This window comes from Bacillus sp. OV166 (genome assembly GCF_900177675.1).
Classification (GTDB): Bacteria; Bacillota; Bacilli; order Bacillales; family Cytobacillaceae; genus Neobacillus.
This window is the reverse complement of sequence record NZ_FXWM01000002.1, coordinates 206,649-231,552: the sequence shown is the minus strand read 5'-3', so window position 1 is coordinate 231,552 and position 24,904 is coordinate 206,649. Positions and strand designations below refer to the sequence as shown.

19 protein-coding genes and 1 rRNA gene are annotated in these 24,904 nt (G+C 39.1%); all 20 read right to left on the bottom strand.

Annotated elements, in window-relative coordinates; all coding sequences use genetic code 11:
* Window positions 1–49: 49 nt before the first annotated feature.
* Window positions 50–1,599 (bottom strand): 16S ribosomal RNA (locus tag CCK98_RS32770).
* A gap of 1,587 nt (window positions 1,600–3,186) precedes the next feature.
* On the bottom strand, window positions 3,187–4,569 hold the full coding sequence (locus tag CCK98_RS32760; RefSeq protein WP_088090793.1) for an L-cystine transporter: 1,383 nt from the start codon (window positions 4,567–4,569) through the stop codon (window positions 3,187–3,189).
* Window positions 4,570–5,117: 548 nt separating this feature from the next.
* Window positions 5,118–5,333: a DUF2187 family protein gene (locus tag CCK98_RS32755; protein WP_088090792.1), complete on the bottom strand. Its 216-nt coding sequence runs from the start codon at window positions 5,331–5,333 to the stop codon at window positions 5,118–5,120.
* 151 nt (window positions 5,334–5,484) lie between these two features.
* Complete coding sequence (locus tag CCK98_RS32750) at window positions 5,485–5,712, bottom strand: hypothetical protein (RefSeq protein WP_179196061.1); 228 nt, start codon at window positions 5,710–5,712, stop codon at window positions 5,485–5,487.
* A 472-nt stretch (window positions 5,713–6,184) separates the two neighbouring features.
* On the bottom strand, window positions 6,185–7,507 hold the full coding sequence (locus CCK98_RS32745; RefSeq protein ID WP_088090791.1) for an MFS transporter: 1,323 nt from the start codon (window positions 7,505–7,507) through the stop codon (window positions 6,185–6,187).
* A gap of 262 nt (window positions 7,508–7,769) precedes the next feature.
* Window positions 7,770–9,236: an alpha-ketoglutaric semialdehyde dehydrogenase GucD gene (gene gucD / locus CCK98_RS32740; RefSeq protein WP_088090790.1), complete on the bottom strand. Its 1,467-nt coding sequence runs from the start codon at window positions 9,234–9,236 to the stop codon at window positions 7,770–7,772.
* 23 nt (window positions 9,237–9,259) lie between these two features.
* Window positions 9,260–10,429, bottom strand: coding sequence for a UxaA family hydrolase (locus CCK98_RS32735; RefSeq protein ID WP_256942617.1), 1,170 nt, complete (start codon window positions 10,427–10,429; stop codon window positions 9,260–9,262).
* Window positions 10,422–10,721 (bottom strand): UxaA family hydrolase, encoded by a 300-nt coding sequence (locus tag CCK98_RS32730; RefSeq protein WP_026563296.1) that lies wholly within the window; start codon window positions 10,719–10,721, stop codon window positions 10,422–10,424. The genes CCK98_RS32735 and CCK98_RS32730 overlap by 8 nt, the downstream gene beginning before the upstream one ends.
* Window positions 10,722–10,776: 55 nt before the next feature.
* Window positions 10,777–11,676, bottom strand: a complete 900-nt coding sequence (locus CCK98_RS32725) for a fumarylacetoacetate hydrolase family protein (RefSeq protein ID WP_088090788.1) — start codon at window positions 11,674–11,676, stop codon at window positions 10,777–10,779.
* Between the two features lie 701 nt (window positions 11,677–12,377).
* Entirely contained in the window at window positions 12,378–13,271 is an 894-nt protein-coding gene (dapA, locus tag CCK98_RS32720; RefSeq protein ID WP_088090787.1) for a 4-hydroxy-tetrahydrodipicolinate synthase, read from the bottom strand.
* A 237-nt stretch (window positions 13,272–13,508) separates the two neighbouring features.
* Window positions 13,509–15,419, bottom strand: coding sequence for a sigma 54-interacting transcriptional regulator (locus CCK98_RS32715; RefSeq protein WP_088090786.1), 1,911 nt, complete (start codon window positions 15,417–15,419; stop codon window positions 13,509–13,511).
* 786 nt (window positions 15,420–16,205) lie between these two features.
* Window positions 16,206–17,450 (bottom strand): group II intron reverse transcriptase/maturase, encoded by a 1,245-nt coding sequence (gene ltrA / locus CCK98_RS32710; RefSeq protein WP_088087260.1) that lies wholly within the window; start codon window positions 17,448–17,450, stop codon window positions 16,206–16,208.
* 801 nt (window positions 17,451–18,251) lie between these two features.
* A complete protein-coding gene (locus CCK98_RS32705; RefSeq protein WP_088090785.1) occupies window positions 18,252–18,761 on the bottom strand; it encodes a hypothetical protein in 510 nt (169 codons plus the stop codon).
* Window positions 18,762–19,330: 569 nt separating this feature from the next.
* A complete protein-coding gene (locus tag CCK98_RS32700; RefSeq protein WP_088090784.1) occupies window positions 19,331–20,218 on the bottom strand; it encodes a Virginiamycin B lyase in 888 nt (295 codons plus the stop codon).
* A 122-nt stretch (window positions 20,219–20,340) separates the two neighbouring features.
* On the bottom strand, window positions 20,341–20,727 hold the full coding sequence (locus CCK98_RS32695) for a VOC family protein (RefSeq protein WP_088090783.1): 387 nt from the start codon (window positions 20,725–20,727) through the stop codon (window positions 20,341–20,343).
* Between the two features lie 333 nt (window positions 20,728–21,060).
* On the bottom strand, window positions 21,061–21,708 hold the full coding sequence (locus CCK98_RS32690; protein WP_088090782.1) for a hypothetical protein: 648 nt from the start codon (window positions 21,706–21,708) through the stop codon (window positions 21,061–21,063).
* A gap of 395 nt (window positions 21,709–22,103) precedes the next feature.
* Window positions 22,104–22,712: a uridine kinase gene (locus CCK98_RS32685; RefSeq protein WP_088090781.1), complete on the bottom strand. Its 609-nt coding sequence runs from the start codon at window positions 22,710–22,712 to the stop codon at window positions 22,104–22,106.
* A gap of 646 nt (window positions 22,713–23,358) precedes the next feature.
* Complete coding sequence (locus tag CCK98_RS32675) at window positions 23,359–23,883, bottom strand: DinB family protein (protein ID WP_088091080.1); 525 nt, start codon at window positions 23,881–23,883, stop codon at window positions 23,359–23,361.
* Between the two features lie 109 nt (window positions 23,884–23,992).
* Window positions 23,993–24,148 (bottom strand): hypothetical protein, encoded by a 156-nt coding sequence (locus CCK98_RS35850; protein WP_179196060.1) that lies wholly within the window; start codon window positions 24,146–24,148, stop codon window positions 23,993–23,995.
* A 113-nt stretch (window positions 24,149–24,261) separates the two neighbouring features.
* Entirely contained in the window at window positions 24,262–24,813 is a 552-nt protein-coding gene (locus CCK98_RS32670) for a CBO0543 family protein (RefSeq protein WP_088090780.1), read from the bottom strand.
* Window positions 24,814–24,904 lie beyond the last annotated feature (91 nt).

The following is a 24,904-nucleotide window of genomic DNA, read 5'->3' as shown; positions in this document are numbered from 1 at the left end:
CGTGTCACAAACTGTTTTGTCTGGCTCACAGGTCCAGCTTTATCCTTAGAAAGGAGGTGATCCAGCCGCACCTTCCGATACGGCTACCTTGTTACGACTTCACCCCAATCATCTGTCCCACCTTAGGCGGCTGGCTCCTTACGGTTACCCCACCGACTTCGGGTGTTACAAACTCTCGTGGTGTGACGGGCGGTGTGTACAAGGCCCGGGAACGTATTCACCGCGGCATGCTGATCCGCGATTACTAGCGATTCCGGCTTCATGCAGGCGAGTTGCAGCCTGCAATCCGAACTGAGAATGGTTTTATGGGATTGGCTAAACCTCGCGGTCTTGCAGCCCTTTGTACCATCCATTGTAGCACGTGTGTAGCCCAGGTCATAAGGGGCATGATGATTTGACGTCATCCCCACCTTCCTCCGGTTTGTCACCGGCAGTCACCTTAGAGTGCCCAACTAAATGCTGGCAACTAAGATCAAGGGTTGCGCTCGTTGCGGGACTTAACCCAACATCTCACGACACGAGCTGACGACAACCATGCACCACCTGTCACTCTGTCCCCCGAAGGGGAACGTCCTATCTCTAGGAGTGTCAGAGGATGTCAAGACCTGGTAAGGTTCTTCGCGTTGCTTCGAATTAAACCACATGCTCCACCGCTTGTGCGGGCCCCCGTCAATTCCTTTGAGTTTCAGCCTTGCGGCCGTACTCCCCAGGCGGAGTGCTTAATGCGTTAGCTGCAGCACTAAGGGGCGGAAACCCCCTAACACTTAGCACTCATCGTTTACGGCGTGGACTACCAGGGTATCTAATCCTGTTTGCTCCCCACGCTTTCGCGCCTCAGCGTCAGTTACAGACCAGAAAGCCGCCTTCGCCACTGGTGTTCCTCCACATCTCTACGCATTTCACCGCTACACGTGGAATTCCGCTTTCCTCTTCTGCACTCAAGTCCCCCAGTTTCCAATGACCCTCCACGGTTGAGCCGTGAGCTTTCACATCAGACTTAAAGGACCGCCTGCGCGCGCTTTACGCCCAATAATTCCGGACAACGCTTGCCACCTACGTATTACCGCGGCTGCTGGCACGTAGTTAGCCGTGGCTTTCTGGTTAGGTACCGTCAAGGTACCGGCAGTTACTCCGGTACTTGTTCTTCCCTAACAACAGAGCTTTACGACCCGAAGGCCTTCATCGCTCACGCGGCGTTGCTCCATCAGACTTTCGTCCATTGTGGAAGATTCCCTACTGCTGCCTCCCGTAGGAGTCTGGGCCGTGTCTCAGTCCCAGTGTGGCCGATCACCCTCTCAGGTCGGCTACGCATCGTCGCCTTGGTGAGCCGTTACCTCACCAACTAGCTAATGCGCCGCGGGCCCATCTGTAAGTGACAGCCGAAACCGTCTTTCAGCTTTTCCTCATGAGAGGAAAAGGATTATCCGGTATTAGCACCGGTTTCCCGGTGTTATCCCAGTCTTACAGGCAGGTTGCCCACGTGTTACTCACCCGTCCGCCGCTAACCAACAGGAGCAAGCTCCTATTGATTCGCTCGACTTGCATGTATTAGGCACGCCGCCAGCGTTCGTCCTGAGCCAGGATCAAACTCTCCAAGAAAGTTGATTAGCTCATTTTGTTACGTTGGCTAGTTTCATAGTTGAAACTAATAATTTTTGTTTGTTTGCACGATTTTGTTTGTTTAGTTTTCAAAGAACAATTTTTCGAGACAGAATATTAGTCTACCATCTCATATTAACAATGTCAATAGCTTTTTTAAAAATTATTGATTTTAAATTAGCGACAAAGAATATTTTATCATGCTGTTCTATAAAAATCAACTAAAAATTAATTTCTTTTAATAGATTTGATTTTCAATTGATATATTTATTGAAGCAGCTTTTGAATAATAACATTTCTAGTAGTCCAGTGCAATAATTTTTGATCTCTTTTCACTTTCAAATTGTGGGAAATATTATTTTAATAACCCTGTCTTATTTATTTATAGTTTTTTCCTGTTAAGAAATAAATTTTTAATATCTATTTTTTCTTTGTAAATAACGAAACAAATTAGGAGCTCCTTGTAAAACAAAAATACTAATTTCTTGTTTTTAGCTTTATAGAATGAATTTATCATTATCAAGTTTTTTTCCAATAAAACCGTTAGAGTCCTTTTGTCACCATAAAAAATTGTGATTCCATCACTACTACATTTTATTATTAAATCCCAAAGTAAGTACTTTTGATTCTGAGGTAAACTTCTGACCATTCTTACTGTGTCCTTTTCTCTTTCTGGAATGTTTGATTCTATATCGTACTTAATATGTTGATTATTGTATTGAGTAGGATTTTCTATTTGAGGATAAGTTTTCGGTTCGTTCGGTATGACGGCCTGCCGTAAATGGAACAGGAACCTACGGAATGAAATGCGTTAGCCGTACAGTCCGTGGTTATCGGTCCATTTAATGCCGAAGCGACACGTACGGAATGACAGAAAGGCGTCTTTCCTTTCTGATCAGTTCGTAGTGCTGCCGCAAAAGAATGTACTTTACATTTATTTAAAAGCCCTTCAAGTCTTTTTCTGAAGAAAAAAAGCTAGCCTAAATGCAGCTAACACAATTTATTAAATCACTGAAGGTATGAATCTATAAATCTCTTCAAATCCCTGATAATTTTTAGTGTAGTTAAATGATAAATTTCATGAAAAAGCGACTGTCTCGAAAATCAAACAAATGTTCCTTAAAATAAAAGCAGTAAAAATCTTGATATATCATTGAAAGAAAAATTTGGAGTTGTTTTCATGTCAGAATTAGAGCCTGTGGAATACGATTGGAACCCCTTTCGCGATGATCCCATTATCAAAATAACAAATTGATATGAAGTCCTGCTTCATGTTAACTTAGACAGCGGTTATTCATTATCAAGAACTATATAAGAAATTACAATGAAGACTTAGAAGGATATGAAACAAATGTAATTGAAGAAGGCATTAAATATGCATTAGGATTTTTCGGCAATGAAATACACTAAAAATATAGAAAGAGACAACAAGGACCATTACCTTGGTGTCTCTTTGCTTATCATAAATTAAATCCTTTAATACCGATCAAACTAAAAGTAGCAGGAAAAACATTACTGTCCACTCCAAGCTGACAAATCACATTGATTTGTCCATGATCGGTGCCTGCCCCATTTATTTCACCATTTTTAGGCTTCTACAATGTTGGGTTGTTTGTATACTTCTGTTTCGAATTCACCTGTTGCTTTACTTGTTAGTACCCCAGAGGTCATCGCTCCACTGACGTTTAAGGCTGTACGGCCCATGTCAATAAGAGGCTCGACTGAGATTAGTAGACCGACAATCGCAATTGGAAGGTTCATTACGGATAACACGATTAGGGCTGCGAACGTTGCGCCACCGCCAACACCTGCGACACCAAATGAACTGATTGCCACTACTAGAATAAGAGAGAATATGAATCCTGGACTTGTAGGATCAATACCTGCAGCTGGAGCAACCATTACCGCTAACATCGCTGGATAAACACCTGCACATCCGTTTTGACCAATTGAAAGTCCAAAGGATCCCGCAAAGTTTGCAATCCCTTCAGAGACACCAAAATCCTTTGTTTGCGTTTTAATTGTCATTGGCAATGTCCCTGCACTTGTACGTGAAGTAAAGGCAAATGTCAGGGTTGGTAAGCCTTTTTTCACATAATGAAGAGGACTTAGTTTTGCAAATGATAATAATAGTAAATGCACAATAAACACTAGAATAAGCGCCACATAGGATGCAATGACAAACTTTCCTAATTTCACGATGGCATCATAATTACTTGTCGCTGCAACCTTAGTAATGATTGCTAGAATACCATAAGGTGTTAAACGAAGAATTAGTGTTACAACCCTCATGATTACTGCGTATAAAGTATCGATGATCTTCGCAAAAAATTCTGCATGCTCCGGTTCCTTACGTTTTACACCAAGATAAGCAATTCCGATAAAAGCTGCAAAAATAACGACTGCAATCGTTGAGGTTGCACGAGCGCCTGTTAAATCTAAAAACGGGTTACCTGGGAATAACTCTAGTATTTGTTGAGGAGCTGTCATAGCATGAACCCCGGCAGCTCTATCCTGTAACTCCGCATTACGAGCTGCTTCAGCCACACCTTCAGTTAACTCAATTCCATCAAGCCCAAAGCCTAAAGCTGCTCCAATTCCAATTGCTGCAGAGATGGCGGTCGTTCCAAGTAGAATTCCAATAACTAGAACACTAATTTTTCCAATATTTTTTGTTAATTTTAATTTTGTAAAGGCTCCGACAATAGAAATGAATACCAGCGGCATAACAACCATTTGTAATAGTTTTACATAACCACTGCCAACAATGTTAAACCAATCGATTGTTCCTATTGTAACCTCGGATGTTGTTCCATAGATAAGATGAATAATAAAACCAAAAATAAGACCTAAACCCAAACCAATGAAAACACGTTTTGAAAAAGATACATGCTTCTTTTGCAAGATAAACAAACCAAACATGAGCAAAAGCAAAACAGCAATATTCACAATAATAAGAATCGTGTTCATCCTCTTCCCCCTCTTTTATTTACTAATAATATTATCGAAATTTTAATACACAAATTCCAATCGGTCAAGTAGGAATTAATAGATTTAATTTTCAATAAGATTAACACTTTATAAAAAACCAACTTCAGCCTTATTTAATCAACGTTTTGATTAAATCCTGATTCAGCCTGCTTCAATACTATCTTTTTGCATCCAATTTCAGAAAAAGAATGTGGAAGGTTGTTTTCAAAAGGTAAACAAAAGGTTATCTCCCCGTAGCCAGGAAAGATAACTTTAAAATATAGATTCCCACATAATGGATTTAAACTGGAATCTGGACCCCTTATGATTAAGAGCCTTATACAAATATCATTTTAAGTGCTGTAAAGAATTCCTTTTCTGCACACGGAATGCTAGATATAATTTATTTTTCTTGCTATATGCACGTAACTGCCTAGCTGGCTTGCATCGCGTTACTATAGTTAGCACTTACAAGCCTTTTACCGTCATGCTATGTTCCCCTAATCCTTTCATGTGAACGTAAGACTCCGGTTTTAAACGGATTTGTTTCAGATTATTTTAAATCGGGTATAAATGACGTTTGCTTTCACATCATGCACAACCAAAACCTTGTAATTTTTATGTGCCACAACGGTTCTATTTCCTTCAAACTGCCATTCCGTCTTATTTTCGGTTATATTCACAATGACCGAATTTTCATATACCTTCTCAACGATCCCTTTGATTCCATTTTTAAAAAGAATATAATCTCCTAATTCTGCAATTTCTTTTTGTTTTGAACATCATTTTCCCTCCAAGAAAAGTACTGTTAGAAGAAACAACTTTATTCAAATTAAATGACTTTATTTCGAAACACTTTATTATAATGAAACACCAATTGTCACTCGACACTTATTACAGTAGAAAAGCGTCCTGTTATACAGAAACGCTTTTTCGAGAAAGAGATAAGATGTTAAGGTCACTCTCATGATTCTTAAATGTTTTACCATCATGGTAATAAAGTTCAGAGCCTAAATGAACATTGTCGTTTTCTTTCAATTGACGAATTAGTTCTTCACTTTTTGTTTTATTCATTTCTTTATACCAGGTTCCTTGTGGATATAGAACCGCGATTGGACCATGCTTGCATTGGCCGTTACGCATTGGATATGCTAGTCATCCGAATCGGTCAATTGATGACAGGAGACTTCCACTCCATAAGATTCTCAGCCTTGACGGCTGCTCCACCTAACTGTCTACGCTTAAAGACTAAAGTTACCTTTAGCCCTCCAAGACTCGCTACGAGCGAATGGCTAGTTCTTACTCGACGGGAATCCCACCCGCTATATGATACGACCTATGCTCGGTCGCACAAGCACCCCATTAGTTGAAGAAAGTATAAAGAATTTAAAGTATTACACCTGAAAAATCCCCTTCCGCTTCAATTTACATGTTAAAAATCAACAATAATCTTTAACACAGTCATTAAAAAAAGAAACTGCCCAGCAGTTTGAACAGCTCATTAAGTGATTAGTATAAGATTTGATCTTGTGCCATTTCGGTCCGCTTTTGTTATTTTAAGTATTCGTGGACATGAAAACCTCTATTTTCAACTTTTAATAAGCTTTTATGATTCTTAAATGTTTATAGAATGGTTATCTATTTTTCCTAGATTACTGCTTGTTTTAGGAACAATAGGTTCAACTTTGCCAAGCCAAAAGAGATAGGTTAATGCACCGATTAAGGTAGCAGTTCCTGACACTATAAGTGCAGGGGTAAATGAGTGGGTAGTAGAAATTATAAAGCCGGTTACAATCGGACCCAAAATGCCACCCATATTTGACACACAGTTTTGAAGTCCTCCAACAACTGAAGTCATATTTACCGGGGCTACGTCTCCAGGAAGTGACCAAATAGCACAAGCAGCAGTCGTTAAACCCGCATAGGAAATCGATAGTAAAGCGATAGAAAGAACAGCTGAATTAACCAGCCCCGCAAAAGCAATCGAGGTTGCCAATAACATACCTCCACCTAGGTTTAATTTACGAACAAAGGTTAAGGAATAGCCTTTAGAATAAAGATGGTCGGAAAACCAGCCCGCTAAAAGTTCAGCAACTAGACCAAAGAGTGGAGGAATCATGGATACCCAACCCATTTTCATCAATTGGAAGCCGCGTTCTTGTACAAGATAAGTCGGGAACCAAGTGATAAAAAAATAAATGGCATAGTTTAACATGAAAAACCCAACACACATTGCTAAAATATTACGGTATTTAAGAAGTTGATACCATTTCATCGGCTGCTCTTTAGCAAGACCTTCCTTTTTTACCTGACCATCACGAATATAGGTTAATTCTTCTTTGTTTACATACAAATGCTTTTCCGGATCACGATAATAGGCCCACCAAACAGCTACCCAAATTAATCCTAACAGACCAGATACAATAAACGGAACTTTCCATCCAAAATCAGTCATTAACCAAACAACAAACGGCATGGCTATTGCCGTACCCACTTTAGAACCGCTGTCGAAAATAGCAGACACTCTTGTACGTTCTTTATCAGGGAACCATTTTGCAGTCACACCGGCAGAGCTTGGATATGCTCCTGCCTCTCCCATTCCCAATAAGGAACGAAATATGATGAGGGATTTCATTCCTTGGCTAACAGCTGTCAATGCCGTAGCAATGGACCACCAGGCAACGCTTAAAGCAAGTGAGAACCGCTGTCCCACTTTATCAGCCAGCCACCCTGCAGGAATTTGAAACAACGCATAGGTCCAAAAGAAAGCAGACATGACTATTCCCATTTCAGCAGCATTTATTCCAAATTCCTTCATTATAGACGGAGTGGTGGCAGATAGGACTGTACGGTCCAAATAATTAATGGCTATGGCTGCCCACATGAAGATGGCAATCTTCCATCGAACTTTCGTTCTTTTTTGATTTATTTCTCTCATTTTAAAACCTCCTATTATTGAAATCGCTTCCAAATGAAATTAAGAATATTATAACAATTTCAGACATTCCTTGGTTAATCAAATGATAGATAGCCATCGTGCACAGTCTAAAGAGGAAAAAATTCTGAGTCTTACAATTTTCTGCTTTATTTCTAATCATTTAAACACGATCGCAAGATTAATAAATGAACCTTTTTAACTTAATGCCGTCCCCCTAAAATCTAAGAAGATTTTAGGGAACGATCTTAATGAATCTATCTTTCTATGCCTTTACAAATACTGTTTTGATTGCGGTAAAGAATTCGACCGCAGCCTGGCCCTGCTCACGGGAATGCGAGCTGGACTGTTTCATGCCGCCGAATGGTGCCTGTAATTCAACACCCGCAGTTTCCGCGTTAATACGTACAAGTCCAGCCTCGATGTCGTTGATAAACGACATCATGGTGCCGATGTCTTTTGTATAAATGGAGGCACTAAGCCCGTACTCGACATCATTAGCCTGCGTTAACGCTTCTTCAATTGATTCCACTTTTATAAGAGCCAGCACCGGACCAAAGATCTCCTCCTGGGCAATGACCATTCCATTCGTAACCTCTTCAAATATGGCAGGTTGGACAAAAAAACCGTTTTCGCCTCCGTTCTCCGTGTACCGTTCACCGCCGTATATTAATCTTGCACCCTCTGCTTTCCCTTTTTCAATATAAGAGAGTACGGTATTCATCTGATTCTCACTGGCACATGGTCCCATCCATGAAGTGCCTTCCATGCCGTTTCCAATTGTAATATTTTTTACCTGTTCAAGCAGTTTCTCTTTAAATGCATCGTATATCTCTGCCTGAACAAATACCCGGCTTGTAGCAGTACATTTTTGTCCTGTCGAACGAAGGCCGCCACTAATTGTTCCTTCTACCGCCAGATCTAAATCCGCATCTGCTGTAATAATGACAGGATTTTTCCCGCCCATTTCCAGCTGATATTTTGCTCCGCGAGCCAAAGCTGCCTGACCAATTTGTTTCCCAGTGGCATTGGAGCCTGTAAACGTAATGCCGTTTACGTCTGAATGGTTGACGATTGCTGTGCCGACTTCGGACCCAGCCCCGGTAACCATATTGACTACACCAGCCGGGATGCCGGCCTCATGCATACACTCCATAATCTTGGCTGCTGTAACAGCTGCTTCCTGTGCCGGTTTAATCACAACGGTATTCCCATAAATCAAGGCAGGGGCCATCTTCCATATCGGGATGGCTACCGGAAAATTCCAAGGAGAAATTACACCGATGACTCCAAGCGGAACGCGTGTCGTAAACATTAACGCCTTGCTGTCAGTGGATGGTATCACATCACCCGTTTTGCGCATCCCCTCACCAGCATAGTAACGGAGGATGGCAATCCCGCGCATTGTCTCTCCTTTTGCTTCAGGGAACGTTTTACCCATCTCTCTTGTCATCGTTTCGGCAACCTCTTCAAGCCGCCTTTCCAGACTATTTGCTATTTTATAGAGATAATCACCTCGTTCTGCTCCTGAAAGACGGCGCCATTCTTTTTGCGCACTTTTGGCTGCAGCCACAGCCCTGTCAACATCTTCCCCTGTCGAGCATTGTACGTAGCCGACGATTTCATTTTTATTGGCAGGATTAATGGCTGCGCCGACTTTATTTCTGAGGGATGATACCCATTCTCCGTTAATATAGTTAAGATGGGTTTTTACCTGAACTGAAGTGGTCATGATTAAAACTCCTTTCCATATTCCTAAAATGTAGGGCCAATGCGCCAAATACCAAAATCATACTGCTTCAGAATTTCTGCCTTCGTCAGCTTTCCAGAAGCAACAAGCTCAATTTCATCAAAAATATACTGGCCAACCGACTCAATTGATTCAATGCCTTCGATAATCGTTCCGGCATTCAAATCGATGTTATCTCCCATTCTTTCAAAAATTCCAGTGTTGGTTGCAATTTTAATAACAGGAGCAATAGGTGATCCGGTAGGTGTACCTCTTCCTGTAGTAAACAAAACGATTTGTGCTCCACCAGCCACCATCCCCGTTAGCTGTTCAATATCATGCCCCGGAGTATCCATCCAAACCAGACCTTTTTTGGATGGGACTTGTGCATAATCGATCACTTCTTGTAAAGGGCTGCTGCCAGACTTATTTGAAGCACCTAATGATTTTTCTTCGAGAGAACTCAACCCTCCCTTGATATTTCCAGGGCTTGGATTCCCTGTACGGATATCTACTCCCATCATGATGGCCCGATTTTCCATAGCACCGATTACTTCATATACTCGCTTGGCTGTCCTGTCATCGACTGCACGTTGTGCCAATAGATGTTCAGCACCAATTAGTTCTGTCGTTTCTGCTAAAATCGCAGTACCTCCGTTATCAACAAGCATGTCGCTAACGACCCCTACGGCTGGATTGGCTGATAGACCGGAACATGCATCCGAACCGCCGCACTCGGTCCCGATAATGAGCTCACTGAAATCACAGAGTTCCTTCATTTGGGCGGATGCATCCTGTACCATTTTCACTGCTATTCTAGATCCTTCAGCGATGGCACCAAGTGTTCCATTGTGGTCCTGAATGGAAACCACTTCAACCGGCTTTCCTGTCTTGGCTATCTCTCCTGCAACACTGCGTGCTTGATGGGTTTCGCAGCCAAGCCCTAGAACTACCACGCCATAAACATTCGGATTGGCCCCCATTCCTACATAAGTACGGAATGTTTGATCATAATCTACACCTACCTGTGCACATCCATGCTGATGTATAAAAGAGACCGTGCCTTGCACTAATTCGGTAATTTGTTTTGCTGCCTGGGTTGCACAAGTAATCGTAGGCAAGATTAACACGTGGTTTCTTACCCCTACTTGACCGTTTGGGCGCCTATATCCCCAAAACTTCTTTCCACTATTCAACTTTATCCCCCCGTCCTCTTTTTCCTTCCAGATTGTGAATATGAACATGTTCACCAATATCAATCTTTGTAGTGGCTGAACCAATCACTTCACCATATTTAAGAATATCCTCCCCCTTGGAGATCGACTTGACAGCGAATTTATGCCCGAATTCAATTTTTTCCTTTAATTCAACGTCAAAGCTGTTCCCCTGGCATGTGACCTTGACATGACTCCCTGCTGGAATACCCTCTAAAGCCACAGCCACTTTATCATTCGGCTTCATCATCACCGTTTTAAAAGCTGTACTCATCTTAAATCTCCCCTGCTTTATATTGGTCTTCTTTTAAAAATAGTTAGAGAATGGCTTACAAATTGTGTACTACGTTTTTTGCAAGTTGGACAGTATTTTGTAAAACCCCAATATCAGATATGTCAATTTCTATTTGGTCTCCATCTGCTAACGTAAATTCATTTGAGGGAACAATACATGTGCCTGTCAATAAAACAGTGCCGTTAAAAATCTGATTATCTTTAAGGAGATATGAAACAAGCTCGTCAAATTTCCGCTTTAACTGGCGGGTATTAGCCCTTCCTTCCACCACTTTATCGCCGTTCCGATAGATTCTGCAGGTAATTTCAAATTGATAAGGATCTGAAACCGCTTCAGATAGAAGAATGGCTGGACCAATAGAACAGGAATTTCTCCAGATTTTTGCCTGGGGTAAATAAAGTGGGTTTTCCCCCTCAATATCACGGCAGCTCATGTCATTTCCAATGGTATAACCTAAAATTTCTCCCTCGCTATTAATGACAAGCCCTAATTCTGGCTCAGGGATTTGCCATTGGGAATCACTTCGAAGATATAGCTTATCATTTGGACCCACTGTCCTTGCGGCAGTGGATTTAAGAAAAATTTCAGGACGTTTGGCATCATAGACCTTGTCATAGACAGTGGTTAAACCGTTTATTCCATCAATAGATTCGAAGTTTCTGGCGTCCCTGCTTCTTTCATATGTAACACCGGCCGCCCACACTTCAGGAGCTTCAATCGGAACGAGCAATGATAGTTTTTCTAGAGATTGTGATATTGGATCTAAGGTAGAGATAGCGCTTTCAACAAAATGAAGAAGAGAAGTATCTTGATCTTTGGCTTGCTGAGCTAACTCCAAGAAGTCTTTTTGCGGCAGTGAATAGATAAGCCCCTCATTTGTTAAAGCAGCAAGAACTGGAACTGACTTTTCATTTAAATAAGAAATAATACGCATATAGTCCTCCTTTTAAATATTAATTAGAGCGTTTATATTGTTGTTTCCCTCCCAATTAAATTTTTCTTGAGTTCTCATAAATTTTAAATGCAAATTTCGTGCCAAAAAGAAAGATGATATTATTTTTCAAAAAAAAAACACCAAACAATCTATCAAATCAAGGTTTGTCAGGCTCCAACAATAATAACTCCTATTCATTAAAGAACAAGAAACTATTTAATTTAATTACTTATTTACTTCAAATCTTTCATATTTGAAATTCATATTTCAAATATGAAAGATTTGAAGACTCATTTAAAAATGTAAATTTTTGACATAAAAGGTAGTTTTGTTATACTAAATCCTTGTAAAGTGTATCCATTAATTACGTTCAAGTAGTTGCTTCCAGAGCTGTTTTTCCATGTCCTAAATTCGATCTAAAAGGAGAACTGTGAAGTTTAAGCACATCTAAAACTCTTTAGAAATACCCCCCCTTACAAAAAAATATCGGAAAATTCAAAAAACAAAAGTATAAAAAAACAAGGGGGTCTACTTGACCTCCCTTGTAAAATAAAATTGTTCCTTTTTATTCTATTCTTCTATAAATCTTTTCTTTAATCTTACTAGTCTCTCAATCTCTACTATAACTACTTTACCGGTTTAAAGTAATCTTTGGAACATCCGGTGTTCCTTAACTTTTATATATTTTCTCCCCCTATTTTTCAATCAATGTTAGCTGTAACCAAAATACTTCTTACTTTTTCCTTTCCTTGCTCATCCAACATAGTCCCTGGTGCTTTGACCATTGGTATCATTGTTCTTCCTCTAAGCATAACCGCTGTCTTTATTGCTGCAACAAAAGGTTGTGAAACATCATAAACACTCAAAAGCTTACTAATTTTTTTCTGACTCGAAACGACCTTAAAGAAATCCCCACCCTGGTAGGCTTTAAAAAGCTCACTGAAAAGCTCCGGTACTATGTTCGTAAGTCCGCACAGGACCCCGTCTCCACCGGCCATTAGATTCGGAATAAAATATTCGTCAAAGCCAGAGAAAACGCTGAAGTCTTTAACCGCAGATTTTACAACATGAATCAACTGACGAGTGTGTGAAATGTTATCGACCGTATCCTTTATTGCGACAATATTTGGAAAATCTTGAGCAAGCATTAGAACTAACTCAGGACTTATATTGACATTGGTCCTGTCAGGGAAATTGTAAATCATAATCGGAAGCTTAGTGGACTGAGCAACAGCTGCATAATAGTTATATAGGTTTTCATCATCGAGCTTGAAATAGTATGGTGAGATAACGACCGCAGCATCTGCGCCTTCATCCTCCGCAAACTGAGTTAAATTGACCACTTCTTCGACGGAGGTTCCTCCTGTCCCTATTAAAACCGGTACCCGGTGATTCACCTTTTCGATTGCAAATTTAATAAACTCCTTTTTCTCTTCCTGTTTAAATGCGAAGAACTCTCCCATGCTGCCAAGAAATAGCAGACCCTCGATACCATTAGTAATCAAATAGTCAATATGTTCATGCATACCCTCAAAATTAATCTTTCCTTCTTGGTCCAAGATAGTAATAACGGGTGAAAAAATTCCTTTAAACATTTTAGTCCTCCTCTTTAATTTGCCTTTCAAACTGGATACTAAATTTAAAATGCAAATTTCATGCCAAAAATCAAGTTCCTATAAAACTTTTAAAAAAATAACCAAACAGCCGAATCTAAGGTTGTCAGGCACAAAAAATAGCTCCTATTCAGTAAAGAACAAGAAGCTGTTTATAAAAGCTTATTTAAATTTATCTTTCATATTTGAATTTGTTTTTCAAATATAAAATGATGCAACTCATTTATGAAAGTTCAACTTACGCCAAAGGGTAGTTTTACTTATTCCAAAATCCTTGCAAAGTCTATCCTTGTTTCCATGATAACGCTCAAGAAGCTGCTTCCAGAGCTGATTTTCCATATCCTCAAATCGATTTGAAATGGTGACCTGTAACTCGTCTTGATTTTGTCCCACTCTGTCGTAAAGTTTCCCTTTCTTCTCAGCCAACAGCTCCCGAATCTTGTACTCTGTTAACTCTTCACCCTCCTCTGTACTAATGACTAACCTTTCGATGAAGTTTTGCAATTCCCGTGCATTACCAAACCAATCGTAACTTTTTAGACAATCAAAAAGTTGATCCAGCGGTAAAAACAAAACCTTTTGCTCTTTTATACATTCACTCTTGAAAAAGTTTATAGCCATAGGGACGAGGTCGTCTTTACGTAGCCTGAGTGGCATTAATTGTAACTCCAATACACTCAGCCGGTAATAAAGATCTTCACGAAAACGCCCCAATCGAACTTCTTCACGCAGATCCCGGTTCGTAGCGCAGATGATCCGAACATCAATAGGAGTTACCCGATCTCCTCCAACACGTCGAACCTCCTTTTCTTGCAATACCCTTAGGAGTTTCGCTTGAAAATTAAGGGAGATTTCCCCTAATTCATCGAGAAATAATGTACCTCCATGGGCTAATTCAAAAAGCCCCATCTTACCTCCTTTCAGTGCACCTGTAAAAGTACCCTCGACATATCCAAAAAGCTCACTTTCAAGTAGATTTTCACTCAATGCAGCACAGTTAACGGAAACAAAAGGTCCCTTAGCCCGCTTGCTCTCATTATGAATGCTCTGTGCAAAGAGTTCCTTTCCTGTCCCCGTCTCACCATAAATTAAAACTCTACCGTTAGATTTAGCATACTGTCTCGCTTGCTGAATACATTTGAGCATTTCTGGGCTACCACCCTGAATATCATTGAAAGATTTCTTGGCCACTAATCCTTTTTCATTAAGCCTAGTCCTGATGTTCATTTCTAAATTTTGAATTTCACCAATTTCTTGAAAAATAGCCACTGCTCCATGGAACCTACCATGAATGATAATAGGAACCCGGTTACAAACAATCTTCTTTCCATTAATCTTAAGAAGGATATTTTTTTCCTCATTATGTTCGGATAAAACTTTATTCAATAGACTTTCGGGTAAACACTCAGTTAACTTATTCCCGAGAACCTGGTTTATTGGCACGCCAAATATTCTCTCAGCTGATGCATTATATACGGTAACCTTCTCATTATCATCTATTGTAAGAACTGCCTCAGTTGTAAAATTAAGAATCGCTTCAAGTTGCTTTAAACGAGCCTTCTCCTTTTCCATTGATTTTAAAATTGTTGCGGCTTCATTAAGGGCTATTTGAAGGGACATAGGACCCGATTCTAAAAGACATCCATAGATTCCACGCTCTATCGCTTGTTGTGTGGCTACTACATCACCCACTACTGCATCTATTCCCTGGTCTTCTATTAGATGTTTCACCTTTGCAGGTATTTCGTTAGCATCTTGACAGGGCAAGATTTGCAAATCTATGTCCATAATGTTATTAAAATGCTTAGCTTGAAATAAAATATTTAACGTCGTGATAAAGGCGATTTTTTTAAAACCTTGCTCACTTGCCTTACTTAACGCCATTAAAATGTCGACAGACGTAACAGGTATTTCGATGACAGGTAAATCGAATGAATTTCGTAAAGCTTGGGCTGTTCCCCCACGGGAGATAAGGATCTTTACACCTTGATTGATATAAGATCTGATTTCATCAAGATTTTCCTTGAGATTCCCTGGAATAACGGTATAAGGTATATCACAAATTTCATTCATTCTTTCGGCCTGCTCTACTAAGGCTTCATAGGGAGCAATGATGAGAATATTGTTCATTAAGTAGACACCTCTATTTTTTTTAAATAATCTGCGAAATTAATTGCGGCTTCATCTCCCTATAATTAGGGAGGTGATCAAACCATTCCCTTTGACAAACCTCTCTCTAAGATTAAAAGATGAGATTTATTAATCACTAAAAATGACGGAATCATTTTAATATCTTTAACTATACTTATAACTTTTTAGTATCGTAAGTTTTGTGCTGAGTTATTTGGATTGTTAGCGATTTTAGTACATAGTACAGGAAAACTGCTTAACTGTTCTTGTTGTTATGTGGTTCGAACTGTTCAATTGCTCTTTAAACTAGTATAAAGCTCAAAGAAGGTTCTTTGTACTCCTTTATTATGGACATAAAGAAAAAAGCTCAACGCAAACGATTTTGATCTCTTCCCGAACAAAATGGGCCTTCTCTGCTAACATCTTATGAGTTCCTTTATCTCAGTCGAAGCGCTAAGTGAGGCACCAAGCCATGGTCCCTTCGGGAGGTTTGCGGAGAAAAATGCAAATCAAACGGGAGAGGGTAAACCAACAACCTTTGATTTCTTAAATAATTTTGGTTTTATCCTCAGCTATTTCTAAGCTAAACTTCTTTAATCTCAGCTTTAAGGAATGGAAGAAATCTTGAAGGTTTTACACATTACTGTGGTAAGAGTAAACAAGGAAACTTCCGAGTAAGCTTCGCTCTTATATTGAAAACAGCATACAAGGCAAGTAGGCCACTGGAACCTCCCCAGTAGCCCCTCTCAGAACCGGACGTGAACCTCTCAGCTCATCCGGCTCCCATTATTCAGCCGTAGGCTTGATACCTATTTCCCAATGTTTAAATAGTTTTGGAATCTGTTTTGCAATTCTACCTAATAAGTATTCAGCTCTTTTCTTGTGACGAGCTAACCTTTTGTATTTCTTCCTTGCCCACATTATTAAGGCTTTATTGATGTGTCTTAATGTTGAGTACATTTCAGATTTGTAGAACTTGCCATAGTAATTAATCCACCCTATAATCTGTGAGTTAAACATATTTGATAGGTCCGTAAGGTCCTTTTCGGCTTTTAACTGTAGCTTCCAGTCCCTTACTTTTTGCCGAATTGATTTCTTAGACTTATTACTAATCGCTGGTGTAAAATTAATAAAATGCTTTCCCCATCTGTTTTTGGAACGTCTTGGTCTGAACGTATATCCAAGAAAATCGAACGAAATATTTTCGTGATTTTCTTTCCTATCTGCATCTTTACAATACACAATTCGTGTTTTGGTTGGATGTAGTTCCAGTTTACATTCCTTCATCCTTTTGTTAAGTGATATAAGCAATTCTGTTGCCTCAGCTTCTGATTCGCAGTGGATAACTGCGTCATCTGCATATCTCGCAAAAGGATTATTTGTATGGTTTATAGTCATCCACTTATCAAATGTGTAATGAAGAAATAGATTTGCTAGAACTGGACTTATAACTCCACCTTGCGGTGTACCAGAAGTCCGTTCTACTATCCCTTCTTTTGTTTGAAAAGGTGCCTTTAGCCATCTATTAATATAGAGTTTTACCCATTTATTACTTGTGTGCTTTTCCACTGCTTTCATTAGTAAACCTTGGTCAATGTTGTCGAATAGTCCTTTTATATCGAATTCTAGAACCCAGTTGTATTTCCAGCACCTTTTACGGGTTATCTCTAATGCTTGAATTGCACTTTTATTGGGTCTATAACCGTACGAATCCTTGTGAAAGAAAGGTTCCACCGAGGGTTCAAAGTACAACTTCACGACCATTTGTGCAATTCTATCTTCAACAGTTGGGATCCCTAGTGTCCTAGTACCGCCACCTTTCTTCGGTATTTCTACAGCTTTTACTGCTGGAGGAAAGTAGCTTCCTGAGGACATTCTGTTCCATAGTTTGTAGAGATTATCTTTTAGATTCATTTCGAATTCTTCAATCGACTCTTCATCAATACCGGCTGACCCTTTATTTGCTTTTACTCTTAGAAAGGCTTCATAAACTACCTTTTTGGATATCGCAAACGACTTTGTTTTATTCATAAGTTCCTCCCATTTAAATGGTTGACTTGGTCATAAAACTGAATAACATAACCCCTTTGCTCCTCCTCCGTTAGGAGGTTTCATTACTACTACGGGTTATTCCGCCCCTATACATGGCATTGGTACTCTGATTCTTGTGGTGCATCCACTTGAATTTCTCCCTTGGCATCCATGTCGTAGGTTCCCACGTTCCACACTCAAGCCTGTATTAAGTTCACGCCGCCTTTATACCGGTCACCGAACGGACAGTAAACAGGTTCCCTCCGAACTAATCCTGAGTTAACGACTCCCCCTCAGTTTTGATGACATCACTACGCTTTCGATACTTCCTCAGCGGTTCAATGGTTTTCGTCTCCTTAATACGTACCTGACAAAGTCTTGCTCTGCCTTTTCCTTAACGCTCAATACCATAGCTTTTGACTAAAGCACCTTAAGGTGGTTTGCAACCTCTACCTGTATAGCGATTGCGAGAGGCCTACTCTCATCTTGAGTGCAGCACAACTAGTTGATTGTGCCTTTCAGGCACACCTCGCCAGTTTTCGTGGCACACAATCATCTGCATACCTTACCATGTGACTATCGGGAGTTCGGTTAGTATAAGTGATAAGCCTTATGCTGCTCTGGCTGTTATTCCGATAACAACAGAGATCCCTGTGTCGATTTCATTCCAGTGCTGTACCCGCCAGCGACCGAAAAGAACCTTCCAATTAGTTAATCAAACCAAAAAGGCGATACCTGGTTAATGCATCGCCCCCCGTTAATTGAAGGCAAAAATAAGAAACAGCCTAACATGCTATCATTCTAACTCCCAGTCAAACTCAACGTGCTCAAATCAATATCATCCAATTTTTTATCAAAAGCCGGGTCTACAATTAACGTGAACTCTTGACCATCCTTCACATTATCGGCTGTTTCGGAAACATTCTCATCCTCTCCTTCTACCCAATGCAATTGAAAGAACTCTTTATCATGCCCCAATGTATTTACCATCGTATATTCAATAACTTTTTGACCTTCATCATTAACAGATTCCTTAGTTTTTGCATTGTCCAGTATAGATTGATACGCTTCGAGTTCTTTAGCTTCTTTATCAGCTTGATATTTTTCGAGCTCTGATATTTCTTCTGGTGTTAACTTTGCAGATTCCGCTACATACCACTCGAAGCCGTGCTTTTCAGCTTCTTTTAGGAATGCTTCAGGGTTGAATTCATCTTGTTTAGTTTCTTCCTTGACTGTATCCTCTTTAACTTTCTCCTTACCGCAACCTACTAATAGTACAATTGCAAACATGCAGATTAATATTTTTTTCATTATTATGCTCCTTGAATGTCATTTGTAATAAAGTGTAGAATTTGTATCTTTTAAATTATTCTTTTAAATTTTATCTACTATTTTATTGTTCCCAAAATGGAATCATAAAGATTGAACCTTTATTTGATGTTATATGTGATTAATAAATTCCCTTTCTTCATTAGCCCATTCTATCGTTAGCATTATGGTTGTTGAATATTCAAGCATAAAAACACTTCAATAACATTTTCTTATTGCACTTACTTGCCCCATAAGCACAATAAAAAAAGATGCTGCACAGCAACACCGTGTTCAACTCTTGCACCCGTTAGCGAGTATTCGGGAGAAAATCGTATCAAACTGAGGGAGTTTAAGTAGAATCCTTCACAATCTTTTCTACACCTTAATAAACTCCAATCCCTTAAATGTGTTGCTCCATACAAAAAGACGCCTTCTTATTAAAGAAAAGCGCCCTTTAATGGCATAACCATAACCTTAACCACTTCGTAAAAAATCTATCTTATATTTGTCACTACTTCTTCCAACTTATTACCCAAGTTTTACAAAAGATGGCAATAGTTCCAAGGTTTTTATACAAAGCTTAACCGGCCTAACTTATTGCATTCCTCTGCGAACCACAAGGCCTTGTCAGGCCCCACTACCATACCATGTGGCTCCGCATTTTTCGTAGGAATAGGATATTCCGTAATTTCACCGTTTATTGTAATTCGACCTATTTGATTACTTCCCCATTCAGTGAACCATAAAGCACGATCAGGGCCGGTTACAATTGCATGTGGACGAGCATTCGGAGTAGGAATGGTAAACTCAGTTATTATTCCAGAAGTAGTAATTCTTCCAATTTTATTTCCGTTAATTTCTACAAACCAAAGTGCACCATCCGGTCCATTTGTAATACCCACAGGACCAGCCTGTTTTGTGGGTAACTTATATGGAGTCACTTCCCCACCTATCGTAATCCGACCTATTTGATTACTTTGATTCTGAGTAAACCATAGAGCATGATCAGATCCAGCCACAATAAAAGAAGGATAAGAATCAGGAACTGGTAAATTATACTCAATAATTTCACCTGATGATAAGATTCTCCCTATTCTATTTCCGCTCATTTCTGTAAACCAAATGTCTCCATTATGTCCTTGCGTGATTCCAAAAGGTCCAGAATCGCTGTTCGGTAGCGTATATTCAGTGATTTCACCTGTTAATGTTAGTTTTCCAATTTTATTTGTCCTATTTTCAGTAAACCATATATCACCCTGATCTGTAGAAGTGATAGATAGCACACCTGCATTGATAGTAGGAAGATCAATATGAGTCACTTTACCATCAACAGTCATTCGACCTATTTGATTCGCTTTATGTTGTGTAAACCATAGGGCACCATCTTTTCCCCTAGTAATTCCATAAGGACCTGAATCTATATGGGGAAGTTCATATTCTTCAATTTTTATTCTCACGTTAATTCCTCCTTTTTCTTGTATAAAATTATTCTAATAATTCGTATCGGTAGCAACACAAATAACTCCGTTCGAATAAATTGAAGCGGAGTTACTATAAGTGTTGAAAAATCCCTAATTAATTACAGCATTTTATATATTTCAATAAGGTTCCTATCTGGGTCTCGAAAATGTGCAATACGTGATCTCCATTCTTTACGATCGTGTGGTTTAGTAATAAATTCAATCCCATTATCTCTTAAACGGTTATAAGTCTTATCAACATCTTCTACTTCAAATTGAAGTAGAAATTTTGATTGAGATTCCCCTTCTAAAAATTTATTTTCCTCTCCGACCACTTCTGCCATGGCTTTTCGGGATAAAAGCTCGATTTTCGTTTCTCCATTATTGAAAAGTGCATATTCCATTTCTTCCTCATACCAACTTATTGGAAGTCCTAATAAATCTTTGTAAAAATTGGAGCTTTTTTTAAAATCACTAACCAATAGTCTAATTTGTAATAACTTCATTCAATCTCCTCCTTAATGTTGAGTAGTACGTCCCGATGTTAAACTAAGTAACATCTTCTGATTAACTTCGATTTATTTACGAATAATCCCTTCTCTTATTCAAGAAAATGGCCCGATTGTTGAACACAAGTTAAACACCGTTCTTCAACTAACCTGCTTCGTTAGTGGAACAAGAAAAAGAGCCGCCGCAGCAACCCTTTGTTAAACACAAGCACCCGTTAGCTGAATAAAATTGTTGTGCGCTATTTGCACCCCTCCAGAAGTCGGAAATAGGGACAAGTTACATACATTGTTCAAGAACAATAACTTAATTCAATAATCAAAAAGAGCGCATTACAACCGGAAAGAATCCACATCCTCTTTGAATCCATTCCGAGCCCTTTTCAGCAGTCTAAGTCCTGTAAGCCAAACTGCGACCCCGGTTCCCCACAATATCAGGGCTGAGCCAAATCCGACAGTTGCCCACCATACCTCAATTTGATGATGCCCCAAGGTAACTCTCACAGGTAATGTTAGCAATGTGATTGTAGCAAGCAAGCAAAGGAGTGTACCTGCAATATAATGGATCCTTACCCGAAAAAGATGGGCTAGAGGAAAAAAATGAGCACCGACAATAAGGGCCATCACAGGGACAAACAAATCTAAATGATTGGTAGCACTGCATATTGCGCTGGCGGCGGCAATCAACAAGCCTTCTAAACCAAAAATAATACCGAACATCATACCCATTCGTTTCGAACGACGGGTAGCATCCCCTTCCATCATAGCGTTTGATAACCTTCTTGAATTCTTTATCAATTTGATTCCGCCTATAAGCAGTAAGACACCAATTAACAGGGATAAGATCAAAAGCCAAAGGAATCCCCAGCCCTGCAATCCTCTTATACCAATTCCCGCCCACAGAGTACCGAAAAACGCCATGAAGAGAACTCCGGATGCTGTCCCACGCACAGCAGCCCTGGGAATTATTGTTTGCGACATATCATTTCTCCTCCTCTTTCAATTGCATTCTAAAAAATGCACCCACAATAAACTGGTAATCCTCATTCTTTGGAATATCTTCGATAAAATCACCTATTTGTCTATATATTTCGATAGCTACATCCTTATACCTTTTTCCAAAGGAGAATTTACCATTAGGGAAAGTAATTGCAAATATGTATCCTATTTTTATCCGTTTCTATTTTTAAAGAATCTTAAAATTATTCCTTTAATTCAAATATTATTTACTTACTCCTATTTCACTAATCTGGCCTATTTTTGTTGATGACTCAGAAAACTATTTTTCAGCTAACCTGCTCCGTTAGCTCAATAAGAAAGCCGCCAAAATGGCAGCTCAATCTTTAACTATTGCACCCGTTAGCTGAATAAGTTATTTATTTTGTTCCATTTACTAAGAGATCTGCTCTCTCAAAAGGTTTATCTTCTTCAACATAGATATCTTCTGAAATCATCCAATTATTTTCCCACATATCCCGAGCTTCTTCCGAATCTCTTTCAAGACCTCGTGCAAGCCTTGTTTCTCGTGGACAATCAACCCAAATTGTAAAATCATATTTATCTGCAAGTTCCGTACGAATGGAATAAACACCTTCTATTACGACGGTTCCTCCAACAGGAACGGTGTGCCATTCCGCTAAATCATCATTCTCCCAATCATATCGCTGATAATGACCCTCTTTGTTTTGACTAATAGGTTCAAGAACTTGATCTAATATACGTTTCCAATCAAAATCTGCACCAATGGGCTTTTGCTTTGGATTTGTGTTTATATGTTTTAATGAAGGTAAATAAAAATCATCCATATGTACAACAGTTACATTAGAAAATTCATCTTTTAATTTATTTGCGAATGTACTTTTGCCTGAACCCCCACAACCATCTATTCCAATTAACAAGGTTGATTGTTTTTTGGGGATTGAATCAATTGATTTAACCAATTGTTCAAAAGTTTTAAATTCACCTTTAATAGCTTTGAAATTCATTTTATCACCACTTTTAAATTTAATACTAATTCTTCATTTATTACATCAAACCTGCTAATTGAAGTAAACAGCTTCATTAGCTCAAAAAGAAAAGCTGCCACAGCGACAGCATTCAATCTTCAACTCTTGCACCCGTTAGCCATCCATGAAGCGCAAAGAATGGAAATATATTGAATCCGGCGATACTGTTCCTAAGGCTGGGAGAGGAAGGTCGATAAACTCTGGTGCCTTAGAGCCCATCCGTTAGTCTGACTCCAACGACCACGGTGCACTGTATAGACGCACAGCTGGACGAAAAGGAAAGAAAAAGGCAGCAATTGTAGTCGCCCATGCGATGTTACGAATCGCATATTACCTTCTAACCCGAAAAGAAATGTACGTTGACTTAGGCGAAGATTATTTTGATAAACAAAGACAAGTATCTATTGTACGGCACTCGGATCAAAGACTAGAAAACTTAGGTTATAATGTGACAATTACCGAAGCATCCTAATCCATTATTCTCGTAGTCCATAAACACCTTGATCAGGCGCCCCGCTCTTTTTTAAAAAATGGATGAGCTGCGTCTATTTAAGTATTGCCTTTTTACCGAAGTTACAGAAGTTAATTTTCATGGTAGTTTAATAAATAAATCAACACTCGCTTTCTAATTCATTAAGCTTGTAAGTTCTAAGAACACAAGTTTTTGTTCTAATTCACACTTCTGACGCAAGTGATGACTGAAATGCATGCTTACCAAATCGTACCACTCCCTAGCGTTAAGCCAGCCAAAGCCCTCATGTTTTACTTTGTAATTTGGATTTATAGAATCTACTTTAGATTCCCATTGTCTCAACCTCTGCATTACCTGATCTAGCCTACTCATAAGGTTTTCTTTACTATCCGAATTGCTTGGTGGGGTATTTAATTCGTCCGGTAACTTGATTTTTATTGGTGGGAATCCTCCAATTTTATATAAATGCTCACCAAATTCCGTTTTCCCAAGCTTTTGCTCTTCCTCTGCTGCCGAACAAGTTTCCACATTGTCAAGGTACTCATGGGCAACGAGGATCAAATGGTCGTACATTTGACCGATAGACCAAACACCTTCATCAGTTATATACCTTAGTTGCTCCAAAGAATAGTTTTGCAGATAGCTTTTGTATGTTTCAATCACTTTCAAATCACTCAAATTAATCACTCCTTTATCACTGTTATGCATATTAATGTCTCTTGATGAGTATGCATTATTTCTAATCTATTAGTTCTCTAATAATATTTAAATTCCTTTCCTATTTAACTTATCTATTCCGCCCAATTGTTGAAAAAAATCTTGTAAACATTCTTGAACTAAACTGCCCCGTTAGTGGAACAAGAAAAGGGCTGCCGCAGCAACCCCCAATCTTTAACTCTAGCACCCGTTTGTTTAAGTGCAATCCTTCACATTCTAAAGCCATAAGAAAAACTCCCTTCATATTGAAAGGGAGTTTCTCTGTAAATCCTCTGATCGAGGTAATTTCATTTCCACCCAGTTAAAATCTTTCGTTAGGATAGTTGAACAATACTCTTCTTAACTGGTTTGCTTCTTGCTAATAAAACTTACTTTATCGATTGTCCATTTAACAATCACACCTAAAATAATATAAAGTGGAAATGAATAAATCGATTTCCAGTTATGCAGATCATAAATTTTAAGCCATATAAATAGTGGTTCTCCAATAAAGGCAAAAACAATAGCCATTATTACCATAGCGATGATGAAAGATTTCCAATTTTGAGTATATTGGTAAATAAGCGAATAAGTTACAGGTAGGAATGCGTAGTTTACACCGTATAAAGGCGGAACTGCTGGTATTATCATATTTGGATATCCCCATAGCATATATCCAGTTCCCAAAACATCAATAAAATCAGCAATAGCTATTATCATAAGACCGAAAAGCAGAATTTCTCTTATTCGCTTTTTATCAACAAATCTACACCAAATAATGTAACTAAATACCGTTAAGGCTAGAATTAACCACCAATCAAAATTAAATAAATTGTGTCTTAGATAATAATCAAGGTTTAATGTTGAGAGTTCTTCTCGTTTTTTTACTACATCTCCCCAAGTAGGGTTCACCTTATACCACCGTTCTTTCGATTAAGTATCTCCACTTATTATTACCAAATATTTTAAATTAACTATCCTGCCCCGTTAGTGGAACAACAAA

Coding starts and splice junctions, on each gene's coding strand:
- CCK98_RS32715 (WP_088090786.1), bottom strand. CDS start 15,419: ATGAACAATATTCTCATCATTGCTCCCTATGAAGCCTTAGTAGAGCAG.
- CCK98_RS32760 (WP_088090793.1), bottom strand. CDS start 4,569: ATGAACACGATTCTTATTATTGTGAATATTGCTGTTTTGCTTTTGCTC.
- CCK98_RS32725 (WP_088090788.1), bottom strand. CDS start 11,676: ATGCGTATTATTTCTTATTTAAATGAAAAGTCAGTTCCAGTTCTTGCT.
- CCK98_RS32695 (WP_088090783.1), bottom strand. CDS start 20,727: ATGAAGTTATTACAAATTAGACTATTGGTTAGTGATTTTAAAAAAAGC.
- CCK98_RS32705 (WP_088090785.1), bottom strand. CDS start 18,761: ATGAAAAAAATATTAATCTGCATGTTTGCAATTGTACTATTAGTAGGT.
- CCK98_RS32690 (WP_088090782.1), bottom strand. CDS start 21,708: ATGTCGCAAACAATAATTCCCAGGGCTGCTGTGCGTGGGACAGCATCC.
- ltrA (WP_088087260.1), bottom strand. CDS start 17,450: ATGAATAAAACAAAGTCGTTTGCGATATCCAAAAAGGTAGTTTATGAA.
- gucD (WP_088090790.1), bottom strand. CDS start 9,236: ATGACCACTTCAGTTCAGGTAAAAACCCATCTTAACTATATTAACGGA.
- CCK98_RS32730 (WP_026563296.1), bottom strand. CDS start 10,721: ATGAGTACAGCTTTTAAAACGGTGATGATGAAGCCGAATGATAAAGTG.
- CCK98_RS32685 (WP_088090781.1), bottom strand. CDS start 22,712: ATGAATTTCAAAGCTATTAAAGGTGAATTTAAAACTTTTGAACAATTG.
- dapA (WP_088090787.1), bottom strand. CDS start 13,271: ATGTTTAAAGGAATTTTTTCACCCGTTATTACTATCTTGGACCAAGAA.
- CCK98_RS32750 (WP_179196061.1), bottom strand. CDS start 5,712: ATGCGTAACGGCCAATGCAAGCATGGTCCAATCGCGGTTCTATATCCA.
- CCK98_RS32745 (WP_088090791.1), bottom strand. CDS start 7,507: ATGAGAGAAATAAATCAAAAAAGAACGAAAGTTCGATGGAAGATTGCC.
- CCK98_RS35850 (WP_179196060.1), bottom strand. CDS start 24,148: ATGGCTTTAGAATGTGAAGGATTGCACTTAAACAAACGGGTGCTAGAG.